The organism is Pedobacter deserti, from assembly GCF_024436415.1.
Lineage (GTDB): Bacteria > Bacteroidota > Bacteroidia > Sphingobacteriales > Sphingobacteriaceae > Pedobacter > Pedobacter faecalis.
Genome location: NZ_JAFMZQ010000001.1, coordinates 2975530 through 2989054, shown reverse-complemented (window position 1 = coordinate 2989054; position 13525 = coordinate 2975530). Strand labels below are relative to the sequence as shown.

Genomic DNA, 13525 nt, shown 5'->3' with positions numbered 1-13525 from the left:
CGCCATGGAAAACTTTGAATCAAAACACATAGAAGACCCAAATAAGCCGCATAAACCAATTGAGCACGACTATGCAAAACACGAGGCAGATCCCGGTCCGTCACCGCAGGCGGTAAAGGAATCCAACAGCGGGGGAGCTGGTCCGGCCTTAAAGTGGATCATCCCGATTGTGCTTATCATCCTCTTTGCGCTTTACTGGATGTTCTTTAAAGTAGACCCTAACTAAGGTCAGACGCTAAATTAGGCGCCCTAAAACAGGGTGCCGGTTTGCGCGGGCGGTATCTTCTGAAGGTGCCTGTAAGCAGCTTCAGTCGCTTCCCTTCCTCTCGAAGTACGCATCAGAAAGCCCTCCTGAATGAGGAAAGGCTCATAAACCTCTTCAATGGTGCCTTCATCGTCGCCAACAGCGGTCGCTATGGTCTTCAATCCTACAGGACCCCCTTTAAACTTTTCGATAATCGTGCTGAGGATCTTGTTGTCCATTTCATCAAGGCCATGCTCGTCCACATTCAGTGCATTCAAGGCATAACGGGAAATTTCTGTATCGATTTTCCCGGTTCCCTTAATTTGTGCAAAGTCTCTGGTTCGCCTTAACAAAGCGTTAGCAATACGAGGGGTTCCACGGCTTCTCCTCGCGATTTCGTACGCACCTTCTTCCGTTATCGGTGTGCGAAGTATGTCGGCCGAGCGCAATACAATGTTCGTCAATAATTTCGCGTCGTAATAGGAGAGACGTGAGTTGATGCCAAACCTGGCCCTGAGTGGCGCGGTCAGCAAACCAGACCGTGTCGTAGCCCCAACCAGCGTGAAAGGATTAAGGCCTATCTGCACCGAACGTGCGTTCGGTCCGCTTTCCAGCATGATATCAATCTTGTAATCTTCCATGGCAGAGTACAGATATTCCTCGACAAGCGGACTCAGACGGTGTATCTCGTCTATAAACAAGATATCACCTGTTTCCAGGTTGGTCAGCAAACCAGCCAGGTCGCCCGGCTTATCCAATACAGGTCCCGACGTTATCTTAATACCCACGCCCATTTCATTAGCAATGATGTTGGAAAGCGTTGTTTTTCCCAATCCGGGCGGACCGTGTAAAAGCACATGGTCAAGCGGCTCTCCGCGAAGCCGCGCAGCCTGAACAAAAATCTTCAGATTCTCCATGACTTTCTCCTGTCCCGCAAAATCTTCAAAGGCCTGCGGACGCAAAGCCCTTTCAATGTCGCGTTCCTGTGGTGTCAGTCGCTCATAAGAAGGATCAAGGTTTTCATTCATAGCGTAAAGTTAAGGATTATGCAGGGAAATCACCTTTGAAACTTCTTCGAGACCCTTGCAGATTTTGTACCCTCGGCATAGTCGTAAAACCCTTCGCCGGATTTCACACCTTTTTTGCCCGCAGTTACCATATTCACCAAAAGTGGGCAAGGCGCATACTTCTGATTGCCAAAGCCATCATAAAGCACCTGCAGAATAGCCACGCAAACGTCCAGCCCGATGAAATCAGCCAGTTGCAGCGGCCCCATAGGATGGGCCATACCCAGTTTCATGACCGTATCTATTTCCGATACACCAGCTACCCCCTCGTACAGGGTATATACAGCCTCATTGATCATAGGCATCAGGATCCTGTTGGCCACAAAACCCGGATAGTCGTTCACCTCCACAGGTACCTTTTCCAGGCGCTGCGCAAGATCCATTACGGTTTGCGTTACACTGTCGCTCGTAGCATAGCCCCTGATCACTTCCACCAGTTTCATTACCGGTACCGGGTTCATGAAATGCATGCCAATCACCTGATGGGCACGCTCCGTCACTGAAGCAATCTTAGTGATCGATATAGATGAAGTGTTCGTCGCCAATATAGCCTCCGGCCGCGCAGCTTTGTCCAGTTGCTTGAAAAGCTCCAGCTTCAAGTCGATATTTTCGGTTGCCGCTTCTACTACCAGGTCAACTTCTGCCACACCCTTAGTCAAATCACTTAATGCAGATATGTTGGCAAGCGTCCCTATTTTGTCATCCGCGGTAATTAGCCCCTTGGCAACCTGTCTGTCCAGATTGTTGCCGATGGTAGCAAGCGCTTTCTGCAAAGCATCCCCAGAAATATCAATCAAATTTACCTTGAAACCAAATTGTGCAAAAGTATGCGCGATGCCGTTGCCCATAGTTCCCGATCCAATAACAGCGATGTTTTTCATGGTGCTAATCTATTCATAATCCACGAACCGTTGGTAAGCTCATACACAATTCTGTCGTGCAGCCTGCTTGGCCGGCCCTGCCAAAACTCTATTCGGGTAGGCTCAACAAGGTATCCCCCCCAGTGTTCCGGCCGCGGAATCATCGTGTCCCTGTACTGCTCGCCAAGTTCCGCAACCCGCTGCTCCAGTTCTGTGCGACCAGAAATAACCTTGCTTTGCGGAGAAGCGAGGGCACCGATCTGACTCCCTGCAGGGCGCGAGTGGAAGTACTCGTCCGACAACTCGCCGGAGACTCTGGTCACCACACCCTCTATCCGCACCTGGCGCTCCAGTTCTGCCCAAAAGAACACCAGCGCTGCCTGCGGATTCTCCAACAGCTCCTGCCCCTTTTTACTTTCATAATTGGTGAAAAACACAAAGCCTTCTTCGTTAAAACCCTTTAACAAGACTATCCTGGCAGAGGGGCGACCAAAACGATCGGCTGTAGCCAGCGTCATTACATTAGGTTCGTATAGCTGCGCCTGAACGGCTTCCTGGAACCATTTTTTAAATTGATCGATCGGATCAGTTGCGGCATCCTGTTCCGAAAATTGTGCCGAGCGGTAATCTTGGCGTAAGTTTTGTATGTTTTCTTTAGTAAGCTCCATGTACAAAAGTAAAGTTTTAGTTTTGTTGAATTATATCTAAATCATAATGTTAAGCCGCATCGCACCCTCAGCAGGAAAACTACTTATATCGGAACCATTTCTACTGGATCCAAATTTTAAACGGTCTGTCGTATTGCTTGCCGAGTATCAGGAAGAAGGTGCTTTAGGCTTTGTTCTTAACCACCCCAGTGCACTTTTGCTGAGCGACCTTCTGCCCGAGATGCCCGAGGCGAAGTTTCCTGTTTACATCGGCGGACCGGTTGCCACAGATACCATACATTTTTTGCACCGTTGTTATGATAAGATAAACGATGGCGAAGAAATAGGCAAGGGGGTATATTGGGGAGGCAACTTCGAAACCCTAAAGATTTTGATAGAAACAAATGCCATCACGGAAGACGAAGTGAAGTTTTTCATTGGTTACTCGGGCTGGGGAGAGCAACAGTTGCAGGATGAGATCGAAGAAAACACCTGGATCGTGTCCGACCAGTATTACCCGGACACTGTATTCTCCTCAGATGAAGACGACTTATGGCGCGAGGTTATCATTAACCTCGGACCTAAATACGCACACGTCAGTAATTTCCCGACGAATCCAAACCTCAATTAAAGCGCGGTCTCTTCGATTTTTTTGCGCAAGTCATCCTTATAGGCCTGCATTTTGTCAGTCAGTTCCGGATCAGAAACACCCAGAATCTGCATCGCGAGCAAACCAGCATTTTTTGCTGCGTTCAACGCAACCGTAGCTACCGGAATACCGTTAGGCATCTGCAAAATGGATAAAATAGAATCCCAGCCATCAATAGAGTTCGACGACTTGACCGGTACCCCGATAACCGGCAATACCGTTATAGAAGCAACCATCCCCGGCAGGTGTGCTGCACCCCCGGCGCCGGCGATAATGACCTTTAAGCCACGGCCTGCTGCGTTTTTAGCGTAGTCAAACATCCGCTCGGGTGTGCGATGTGCCGAAACCACCGTAATTTCAAACTCAACACCAAATTCCTTACAAATATCCGCTGCATCTTTCATAACCGGCAGATCGGACTTGCTGCCCATAATAATTCCTACTTTTACGCTCATCAGGATACTACTTTAAGTGTGTTTTTAATATAATTCGCTTTCTCTACAGCAGTTTCCCGGTTTTGATCTACCACAGTAACGTGCCCCATCTTTCTGAAGGGTTTGGTGTATTTCTTGCCGTAAAGGTGAACATATACACCCTCAACGGCCATAATCTTTTCCAGACCTTTGTACACAGCCACACCGTCGTGCCCTTTTTCACCCAGCAGGTTAATCATTACGGCGTTGGAAATGGAGCGAGTGTCGCCCAGAGGAAGGTTGAAGATGGCGCGCAGATGCTGCTCAAACTGCGAAACATAGTTCCCTTCAATGGTATGATGCCCGCTGTTATGCGGTCTTGGAGCCAGTTCATTGACCAGAATATCTCCGTTTCTTGTAATAAACATCTCCACGGCAAGGATGCCGCTGATGTTAAGACTGGAGGCAATCTGCTTGGCAATATCGCCTGCCCTTTGCTGTATAGCATCAGGATAGGTAGACGGCGAGATCAGGAACTCTACGAGGTTGGCTTCAGCATTGAATTCCATTTCAACCATAGGGAACGTGGTCATGTCGCCATTCGGATTTCTTGCTACTATAACCGCAATCTCCTTCTCAAAGTCAACGAGCTGTTCAATTAAACAGGGGGCATCAAATGCTCCGTTAATATCCGCGATATTGTTAATTCTCATCACACCCTTTCCGTCATACCCGTCTTTCCGTTGTTTCAGGATATAAGGAAAAGCGAAATGGCTGTTATGCATATCTTCCTTGCTATTTACAAGCTGAAAGGGAGCAGTAGGAATATTGTTTTCTTTAAAAAACTGCTTTTGTACACCCTTGTCCTGGATAAGACGTATCACCCGAGGCTGCGGAAAAACCATTTTGCCTTCCTTCTCCAGTTGCTCTAAAGCTTCAATATTAACCTTTTCAATTTCAATGGTCACAATATCTGCTTTCCTGCCGAAATTATACACCGTATCGAAATCGGTGATGGAACCGCATTCAAACTGATGCGCCAGGTGCTTGCACGGAGCATCATGATCCGGATCCAGCACCATGGTAGTGAGATTGTAATTAATGGCTTCCTGTATCAGCATCCGGCCCAACTGCCCGCCGCCAAGTATCCCTAATTTCAAATCACTTATTTGCTTTGCCATATTAATGTGAGAAAGTAATGCTTATTTTGCACAAAAATAATAATAATAACGAATTGAGGGGTAATAATAAAGCGTCATGAAGAACAATGTGGATGCCGACGCTATTATAATAGGTGCCGGGGCATGCGGACTCATGTGTGCCGTTCAGGCAGGGTATCTGGGCAAAAAGGTTATACTTCTCGAAAAGAATGAAAAGCCCGGAGCTAAGATCCTTATATCCGGGGGCGGGCGGTGTAACTTTACAAACCTGGGTACCAGTACCGAACAGTTCATCTCCGCTAACCCTCATTTTCTCAAGTCATCCTTTTCGCAGTGGACGGTAGACGATACCATCGGTTTTTTCGAGACCTATGGTGTCTCAGGAAAGGAAAAGACCCTTGGTCAGTTATTTCCGGATGGCAAAACCGCGAAAGACGTGGTTGGGGTGTTCACATCTATTTGTGATGATTTCGGGCAGGAGATACGATGTGGTGCAAATGTGACCGGCATACTGCGGGACGACCAAATTTATGAGGTAACAGGCGAACGCAACAGCAAGCCGTTTAAGTTGCGGGCTCAAAAAGTGGTTATTGCTACCGGCGGACTGCCCATTCCTAAAATGGGCGCAACCGACTTTGCGCTTCGCTTTGCCCGGCAGCATGGATTAAAGATCGTGCCTACCGCGCCCGCTCTGGTGCCGCTCACCATTACCGGCAAGGACCACGACTGGTATGCGCGTTTGTCGGGAAATTCTGTCTACTGCCGGGTAAGCAATAGCCGCATCAGTTTTGAAGAGCAGATCCTGTTTACACACTGGGGGCTTAGCGGTCCGGCCATTCTGCAGATATCGTCCTACTGGCGTAAAGGCGAAACCATCCAAATCGATCTTTTGCCCGATCGGCAGATATCCGGACTCATTACCGAAGCCAGAAATACCAACGGTCGGCAGTTATTATCCACCCTGTTAAGTCGCTTCTATACCAAAAAGCTCACGGAGGCGCTTTCTGCCTTCCTGCCGGTCGACAAGCAGGTGGCTACGCTCACCGCTGCTGAAATTGAACTGGTTAGCAACACCATACATCATTTTGCGGTGAAGCCGGCGGGCGACAAGGGTTATGACAAGGCTGAAGTGATGCGTGGCGGAATAGATACCAGTGAACTCTCGTCTAAAACCCTTGAGTGTAAGTCAATACCCGGTCTGTACTTCGGCGGCGAATGTGTAGACATTACAGGCTGGCTCGGCGGCTACAATTTCCAGTGGGCCTGGGCAAGCGGCTTTGTTATTGCGCAGAACATCTGAGCTCCAGATTTGTTTTTATATTGGTTTTATGAAGTAAGAATATCATATAAAAATGGAAAACAAAGAAGGCAACATCAATAAGTCGGTGGTCATTAACGCATCCGACGATAAAGTTTGGCAGGTACTAACCACTACGGAACATGTATCGAAGTGGGCGCAGGCTTTTCTGGAAGGCATATCCGTGGAGTCCGACTGGACAGAAGGGTCGGTTGTAATCTGGAAGGCGGCCGATGGCACCGTAGGTACAAAGGGTATAGTCGAAGTCAATTACGCGCCCCGAGTGTTGAAAGTGAATTACTTTGATGATCCTGAAAGTCCGGCAGACGCTCCTACAGGGGATTACAAAGAACATTTCACCTTATTGGAACAGGAAGGGCAAACTACGCTAAGCGTGGAGGCCGGACCTCTGTCCGCTGACTATCTGGACAATCATAGCGGTAGCTGGGACAAGGCCCTGAACCTGATCAAGGAAATAGCCGAATCTAATTAGTTCATACATCGCCTGTAGTGAGACCGCTTTGCAGCCAGTGTAAGTTAGCCATGAGTCCGCCTTTTTTCAGGAAAAAGGCGGACTCATGGCGGACTCACCGCGGACTCATGGCGGACTCACTAGCTACGAAGTGGCTACTCGCATTGAGGTACGCCGTAGGTCCAGGTTTCTGCAATACCTGTAGGGAAACTGTAGATCATCCCCTTTCCGGTCTCAAACCAAAGCTTTCCGCGCAGTTTTTCACGGCCACCGACCTCGTTCATAGAAAGGCTGTCGTATAAACGGCCGTTGATCATGACATATTTAATCTTTTCAGAATTTCGGATGTCATCCAGCGGGTTTGCATCCATAACGATCAGGTCGGCGAGTTTGCCGGGCTCGAGCGAGCCGATTTCCATATTCATTCCTAAGTAAGCCGCGCCGTTTAAGGTAGCACACTCAATGGCGCGCAATGGACTCATTCCTCCCTGAACAAGCATCCAGAGTTCCCAGTGGGCGCCAAGCCCTTGTATTTGTCCGTGAGCGCCCAGGTTTACCTTGGTATTTCCACCGTCTGCAATCTGTTTTACAGCTTTGGAAACCTCAATATGTCCGTAATCGCCATACTCTGAAGTGGTACGCCTGCGGGCGCGCGAATCAATGATCGGCCTCGGTGTAAAAGCCATCAAACGTTCGTTCTCCCAGACATTGGTGCGGTCGTACCAGTAATTTTCGCCCCACTGGGCGCCATAACTTACAATAAGGGTGGGGGTGTAGGCCACCGTGGTATTGTTCCAGAAAGATACCACGTCTTTATATACGGGAGCTACCGGGATACTATGCTCTATACCCGTATGGCCGTCGGCCACCATGTTCATGTTGTGAAAGAACGTTGATCCACCTTCGGGCACAACCATCATTTTCAATCTGCGCGCAGCCTCCAGGATTTGCTGGCGCTGATCGCGGCGGGGCTGGTTGTAAGACTTTACGGAGAATGCACCTACAGATTTTAACCTGCGCAGATGGGAAAGCGCGTCGTCCAGACTGTTGATTACCACTTTAAAGTCGCCATCGGCGCCATACAGGATAGAACCGGTGGAGTAAAGACGCGGCCCCACAAGTCGGCCAGCCTTGATCATTTCAGCCTGACTGAATACCATTTCTGTGTTGCTCGACGGGTCGTGCGCTGTAGTTACCCCAAAGGCAAGATTGGCCAGGTACGACCAGTCGTTTTGCGGACTGATCCCGTCCGGACTCGTGCGCAGGTGTGCGTGTACATCGACAATTCCGGGCATAATGGTTTTGCCTGTCACGTCAATCACCCTTGCAGCCTCGGGAATGGCGACCTCGGACGCTTTACCTACAGCGATGATCTTATTGTTTTCAATCACGATGGTGCCTTCTTCAATGACCTGATTGCCCTTTACGGTGATGATCCGTGCACCCTTAAGTGCTGTAAGGCCAGTGGGCATATCGCTTTTCAGCTTAAGGTCCATGGTGATGCCGAGCGAGTCGGCCGCCACTGGCTTGGCGCCATTGCCCTGATCAAAATGGTTCTTAATTTCGGTGCTGAAATACTGCTCGCCGAGTGTCCAGTACAATTTGCTGGCATCGTTGCTCCAGTGTACATAGGTTCCTGCGTCTTTAGATACCCGGGTTAGGGGCACTGACTTGTTGCCGGCCGATAGATCAAGTGCGCTTCCGGTGGTGACCATCGGCGTTATATATACATTAAACAGTTCGGTAAAAGCCATCCATTTGCCGTCCGGGCTCGGACAGAATTGTGTTGCGTAAGTAGAGGTGTAATGCGTGCGTTCGTTGCCGCCGTTAAGGTCTACGCTTTTAAATGCTTTCTTACCGCCTTCGCTGCCCTGAAAATAGATCCGGGTATCGTCTTTGTTGAACTGCGGACGGATGCCTGATTCGGAGATCAGTGTTTTTGCACCTCCGCCGGCTGGCATCACAAAGATGCCGGTGTTGCGGCCAAAGGCATAACCTAGTACATCGTTCCCAATTCCCTTTCGGAATACGATGCGGTCGCCCTTGCTAGAGAACCTCGGCGAATAGTAAAAGCCTTTTTCATCGGTGAGCGACACAATTTTACCTGTTTTAAGGTCGGCCTTTTTTATAGCACCTTTAAACTCATCGCTCCAGGTAGCAAATATCACAGACTTGCCGTCGGGACTTATCTGTGGTTCAAACTCAAAGTCCAGTCCCTCAGTAACCCTCACCGCTTTACCTTCGGGCAGGTCCTTTTTGTAAAGGAACCCGGCGGCGTTAAACACCACAAACTTGCCGTCGGGAGAGGTGGTGAGTTGCCTGATCATCTTGGCGGTAAACTCGGGCACGAATGCTTTTTGAGGAAAATGCAGGGCATCCTGAACGGTTTGCTTGCTGGATACCTGAAAGGGTATGTCGCTAATGACCAATGAAGCTACCTCCATTTTTTTAATTTTCCCTTTACCATAAAAAACGATGTTTTTGCTGTCGGGCGTCCATGCAAAATTGGGGTAGACGCCGAAAATAGCCCAGGTTTCCTGCTGGTCGTGCGATAAATCATCTGTTAAAGGCCATTCTTCGCCGGTTTGCATGTTCTGGACGAACAGTACTGATTTTAGTCGCACCCTCCGTACATAAGCCATCATCTTGCCATCAGGCGAAATCTGCGGACGTGCCGCACCGCCCTGAACGGCAATCAGGTTACTCAGTTTGCCGGTGGTCATGTCGAGCTGCCGTATGGCATAGATCATCCCGTTAGGGTCTTTGCTGTACTCAAAATTAGGACCGGGGGAGACGTCTTCACTGAAATACAGGTAGCGGCCATCGGGCGATACATTGGGCTCACCAGCGTCCTGCTGGTCGTTCTTCCTTTTGGTAAGCTGTACACCCTCGCCACCGTAGATGCTGTACATCCACATTTCGCCTGCGCCGAGCGAACGGCTGCCTGTAAAGTGTTTTCTGGCAACGAGGTATTCGCTGTTTGGTGTCCAGGTGGCGTTATTAAGCAAACGGAAGGTTTCTTTGGTGACCTGCCGTTTACCTGATCCGTCGCGGTTCATGATCCAGATATTGTCTGCACCGCTTTTATCGCTTGTATACGAGATGAATTTGCCATTTGGGCTGAAGCGCGGCTGCACATCCCAGGCTATGCCGCCGCTGAGGAGCGTGGCGCCGCCGCCGGCAATGGGCATGATATAGATGTCGCCAAGAAGGTCAAAAACGATATCCTTGCCATCGGAGCTCACGTCGAGGTTCATCCAGGTGCCCTCGTCAGTTAAAATGGTAAAGGTTTTAGTTGCACCCTGATATTTTTCAATATCCCATTTGTCTTGCGAAAAAGCGACCGGATGTATGAATGAAAACAATGTTGACAGGAGTAAAAGTATTTTTCTCATACGCTTCGGGTTATATGGGTGCAATTTACTAATATTGGTTCATTTTTATAGTTTTGACCGTATATAGTGGGTGCAAATTTTGAGCGGAACGAATGAACGAACTGGAGGTTTTAAAGCAATACTGGGGATTTGATCATTTCAGGCCTTTGCAAGACGAGATCGTTGCCTCGGTTTTAGCAGGTAGTGACGTTTTGGCGCTCTTGCCTACGGGTGGTGGCAAGTCGGTCTGTTTCCAGGTACCTGCTATGGTTATGGAGGGCATCTGCATCGTTATTTCGCCACTTGTGGCGCTGATGAAAGATCAGGTGGAGAACCTGAAGCGAAAGGGGATTGAAGCCGTTGCGATCTATGCGGGTATGGGAAAGCGGGAAATTGACATTTTGCTGGACAACTGCATATACGGCCCGGTGAAGTTTTTGTTTTTATCGCCAGAACGCCTGATGTCTGACCTGGTGCGTACGCGCATCTCCTACATGAATGTTAACTTGATTGCGGTAGACGAGGCGCATTGTGTGTCGCAATGGGGCTATGATTTCAGACCGCCTTATCTGCTGGTGGGCGCCATACGCGAGCTGCACCCTGAAGTTCCGCTTATTGCGCTGACGGCTACTGCTACCGATCGAGTTCGGGAAGATATTCTGGAAAAGCTGCAAATGAAGCAGGCCCGGATTTTCGTGCAGAGTTTTGCGAGAAAGAACCTGAGTTATGTGGTTCAGCAGGACCAGGACAAATACAAGAAGCTTCTGCGGATAGTTGGAAATATTAAGGGAAGCGGACTTGTTTACGTACGAAACAGGCGCGAGACGACTGAAGTGGCACTTTTTTTACAGCGGAACGGTGTGTCGGCTGATTTCTATCACGCAGGCGTTGAAAAAGCCGAGCGTTTCAATAAACAGGAAAACTGGACGCGGGGGCGCACAAGGGTTATGGTGGCTACAAATGCTTTTGGTATGGGTATAGATAAGCCTGATGTGAGATTTGTAGTCCATTTAGATCTTCCTGAGAGTCTGGAGGCCTACTATCAGGAGGCGGGCCGCGCTGGCCGGGACGGCAATCGCTCGTATGCTGTTCTGCTGGCCAATCAGTCGGACGAAATGACCTTGCAGTCGCGCTATGAGCACAGTTTCCCATCGGTAGACGAGACGAGAAAGGTGTATCATGATTTGGCCAATTACTTTCAGCTGGCTTTTGGTGCAGGGGAGGGCGTAGCTTTCAGTTTTGACCTGGCCGATTTTTGTAAGCGCTTTAATATCAGTGTGATCAAGGCGATGGCGGCGCTGAAATTCCTGGAGCGGGAAGGTTACCTGACGCTCTCTGAACATATTTTTCTTCCTTCGAGACTCATGTTTCTAGCCAGTCACGAAGATGTATACCGTTTTCAGATTGAAAATGCGGGATATGATCGTCTCATTAAAGCGATACTGCGTTCGTACGGCGGGGCTTTCGAACAGTTTGTGAAGATCAGCGAGTCGGACCTGGGCAACCGGACCGCGAATTCTTATGATGATGTGGTGAGGCAGCTCACACAGCTTCAGCAGTTTGGCCTGATCTCTTATTTGCCGCAAAGCGATCAGCCACAGCTGCAGTTTGTAAGGCCAAGAGTCGACTTTACGCATCTGGACATAGATGCTAAATATATTGAGCTCCGTAAGAAGATCTATCAGAACCAGATTTCTTCGGTGCTTAGCTATGTGCAGACCTGGAAATGCAGGACCATTCAGTTGCTCGCTTATTTTGGTGAACAGGATGCGGCAAAATGCGGCGTTTGTGATGTGTGTCTGGCCGAAAAGAAGGCAGATGACACCGCACAGCTTGCCGACAATATCGATTACGCAATCATTACCCGCCTGCAGCTTGGAAGCGCCAGTCTGGACGAACTTATGGCCGAACTACAGGCAGGAACGGAGCAGGAGCAACTGGAGCGTGTGCGTGAATTGCTTGATGCGGGAAAGATTAAAACAGATGGTAAAAATTATTACCTTTAGCGCCTGATTTGAACTATGCAGAAAAACGATAAAAGCGTCATCCGTTCATGGGCTTTCTTTGACTGGGCTAACTCAGCCTATAACTTGGTGATTACTTCTACGATTTTTCCAGCGTATTATACGATCATTACTACTACCGAGGCTTTTGGCGACCAAGTCACTTTTTTTGGTCGCACCTTTACCAACACGGCTTTATCCAATTACGCTTTGTCTTTCGCTTACCTTGTTATGGTAATCCTGCTGCCGGTGCTTTCTTCAGTAGCCGATTACCGGGGCAATAAAAAAGCATTCATGAAATTCTTCACCTATATGGGCGCTGCAGCTTGTATGGGTCTCTATTTCTTCAAACTAGAAACGCTGGAACTGGGCATCATTTGCTTTGTGATAGCAGCGATGGGGTATATTGGGGGTATACTGTTCAATAATTCTTATCTGCCCGAGATTGCAACGCCCGACCAGCAGGATCGTGTGAGCGCGCAAGGCTATGCTTACGGCTATGTCGGATCTGTTCTATTACAAATTATATGCTTTGTTTTTGTACTGAAGCCTGAAATCTTTGGTATTACTGATCCGTCCTTCCCTCCGCGACTTTCTTTTCTGCTGGTAGGTATCTGGTGGATCGTTTTTGCACAGATTCCTTTTCGCCGCTTGCCGGGCTCGGGCAGAAACCGTGAGGCTATGGTGAGAAGCCGGGTAAAGAGCGGTTTTGAAGAGTTGTCTAAGGTTTGGACGCAACTGAAAAATATGGCTTTCCTGAAGCGGTATCTGGTAGCTTTTTTCTTTTATTCGATGGGCGTGCAGACGATTATGCTGGCTGCAGCCGGGTTTGGTGAAAAAACCTTGCATTTAGGTACGTCGAAACTAATTGCGGTGATCCTTATTATACAACTGGTGGCTATTGCAGGTGCGATGCTTATGTCTCGTGCGGCTGTAAAATGGGGTAATGTAAATGTCCTTATTGCGGTCGTACTGGTATGGATAGCCACTTGTATATGTGCGTACTTTATCAGCAATGAGTTTCAATTTTATGGGCTGGCAGTCATTGTAGGCCTCATTATGGGGGGTATCCAGTCCTTGTCCCGTTCTACCTATTCCAAATACCTGCCTGCAAACACTCCGGATACAGCTTCTTTTTTTAGTTTTTACGATGTTACGGAAAAACTGGCCATCGTTATCGGGCTCTTCAGCTTTGCGCTGATTGAGGAAGCTACCGGAAGCATGAAGAACTCTATTATTGCGCTCGCGTCCTTTTTCATCGTTGGTTTAGTATTTTTGCTGCTGCTCAGGAAGAGCAGCCGGAATACATACACAGCCGCCGATTTGCATTAACCGTTAT

General features: G+C 48.8%; 12 protein-coding genes. 6 read left to right on the top strand and 6 right to left on the bottom strand.

All coding sequences use genetic code 11. The features are described 5' to 3' along the window. Window positions 1-4 precede the first annotated feature (4 nt). Window positions 5-226 (top strand): hypothetical protein, encoded by a 222-nt coding sequence (locus J3P40_RS13520; protein ID WP_256006611.1) that lies wholly within the window; start codon window positions 5-7, stop codon window positions 224-226. 23 nt (window positions 227-249) lie between these two features. On the opposite strand, the gene ruvB is transcribed toward J3P40_RS13520, so the two are convergent. From ruvB to pdxH, 3 genes are read right to left on the bottom strand one after another with little or no spacing between them, the layout of a single operon-like run. After that, the gene (ruvB, locus tag J3P40_RS13515) at window positions 250-1272 is read right to left on the bottom strand and encodes a Holliday junction branch migration DNA helicase RuvB (protein ID WP_256006609.1); all 1023 of its coding nucleotides are present in this window, start codon (window positions 1270-1272) and stop codon (window positions 250-252) included. A 29-nt stretch (window positions 1273-1301) separates the two neighbouring features. Then, window positions 1302-2192 carry a 3-hydroxyacyl-CoA dehydrogenase family protein gene (locus J3P40_RS13510; RefSeq protein ID WP_256006607.1) on the bottom strand — a complete coding sequence of 297 codons (891 nt, stop codon included), beginning with the start codon at window positions 2190-2192 and terminating at the stop codon, window positions 1302-1304. Continuing rightward, window positions 2189-2839 (bottom strand): pyridoxamine 5'-phosphate oxidase, encoded by a 651-nt coding sequence (gene pdxH / locus J3P40_RS13505; RefSeq protein ID WP_256006605.1) that lies wholly within the window; start codon window positions 2837-2839, stop codon window positions 2189-2191. The genes J3P40_RS13510 and pdxH overlap by 4 nt, the downstream gene beginning before the upstream one ends. A 46-nt stretch (window positions 2840-2885) precedes the next feature. On the opposite strand from pdxH, the gene J3P40_RS13500 reads away from it, so the two are divergent. Next, window positions 2886-3449, top strand: a complete 564-nt coding sequence (locus J3P40_RS13500) for a YqgE/AlgH family protein (protein WP_256006603.1) — start codon at window positions 2886-2888, stop codon at window positions 3447-3449. Here the strand turns inward: J3P40_RS13500 and purE are convergent. Beyond that, window positions 3446-3922 (bottom strand): 5-(carboxyamino)imidazole ribonucleotide mutase, encoded by a 477-nt coding sequence (gene purE, locus J3P40_RS13495; protein ID WP_256006600.1) that lies wholly within the window; start codon window positions 3920-3922, stop codon window positions 3446-3448. The genes J3P40_RS13500 and purE overlap by 4 nt on opposite strands. After that, window positions 3922-5061: a 5-(carboxyamino)imidazole ribonucleotide synthase gene (locus J3P40_RS13490; protein WP_256006598.1), complete on the bottom strand. Its 1140-nt coding sequence runs from the start codon at window positions 5059-5061 to the stop codon at window positions 3922-3924. The genes purE and J3P40_RS13490 overlap by 1 nt, the downstream gene beginning before the upstream one ends. Before the next feature lie 76 nt (window positions 5062-5137). On the opposite strand from J3P40_RS13490, the gene J3P40_RS13485 reads away from it, so the two are divergent. Both J3P40_RS13485 and J3P40_RS13480 read left to right on the top strand, forming a co-directional pair. Beyond that, window positions 5138-6340, top strand: coding sequence for a BaiN/RdsA family NAD(P)/FAD-dependent oxidoreductase (locus tag J3P40_RS13485; RefSeq protein WP_256006596.1), 1203 nt, complete (start codon window positions 5138-5140; stop codon window positions 6338-6340). Between the two features lie 52 nt (window positions 6341-6392). Then, window positions 6393-6830 (top strand): SRPBCC family protein, encoded by a 438-nt coding sequence (locus tag J3P40_RS13480; RefSeq protein WP_256006592.1) that lies wholly within the window; start codon window positions 6393-6395, stop codon window positions 6828-6830. 134 nt (window positions 6831-6964) lie between these two features. On the opposite strand, the gene J3P40_RS13475 is transcribed toward J3P40_RS13480, so the two are convergent. Then, entirely contained in the window at window positions 6965-10204 is a 3240-nt protein-coding gene (locus tag J3P40_RS13475) for an amidohydrolase family protein (protein WP_256006590.1), read from the bottom strand. Window positions 10205-10296: 92 nt separating this feature from the next. Between J3P40_RS13475 and J3P40_RS13470 the strand changes: the two genes are divergently transcribed. Together J3P40_RS13470 and J3P40_RS13465 are read left to right on the top strand one after the other, a co-directional pair. Continuing rightward, on the top strand, window positions 10297-12189 hold the full coding sequence (locus J3P40_RS13470) for a RecQ family ATP-dependent DNA helicase (protein ID WP_256006587.1): 1893 nt from the start codon (window positions 10297-10299) through the stop codon (window positions 12187-12189). Window positions 12190-12204: 15 nt separating this feature from the next. Next, the gene (locus J3P40_RS13465; RefSeq protein WP_256006585.1) at window positions 12205-13518 is read left to right on the top strand and encodes an MFS transporter; all 1314 of its coding nucleotides are present in this window, start codon (window positions 12205-12207) and stop codon (window positions 13516-13518) included. Window positions 13519-13525: the final 7 nt, after the last annotated feature.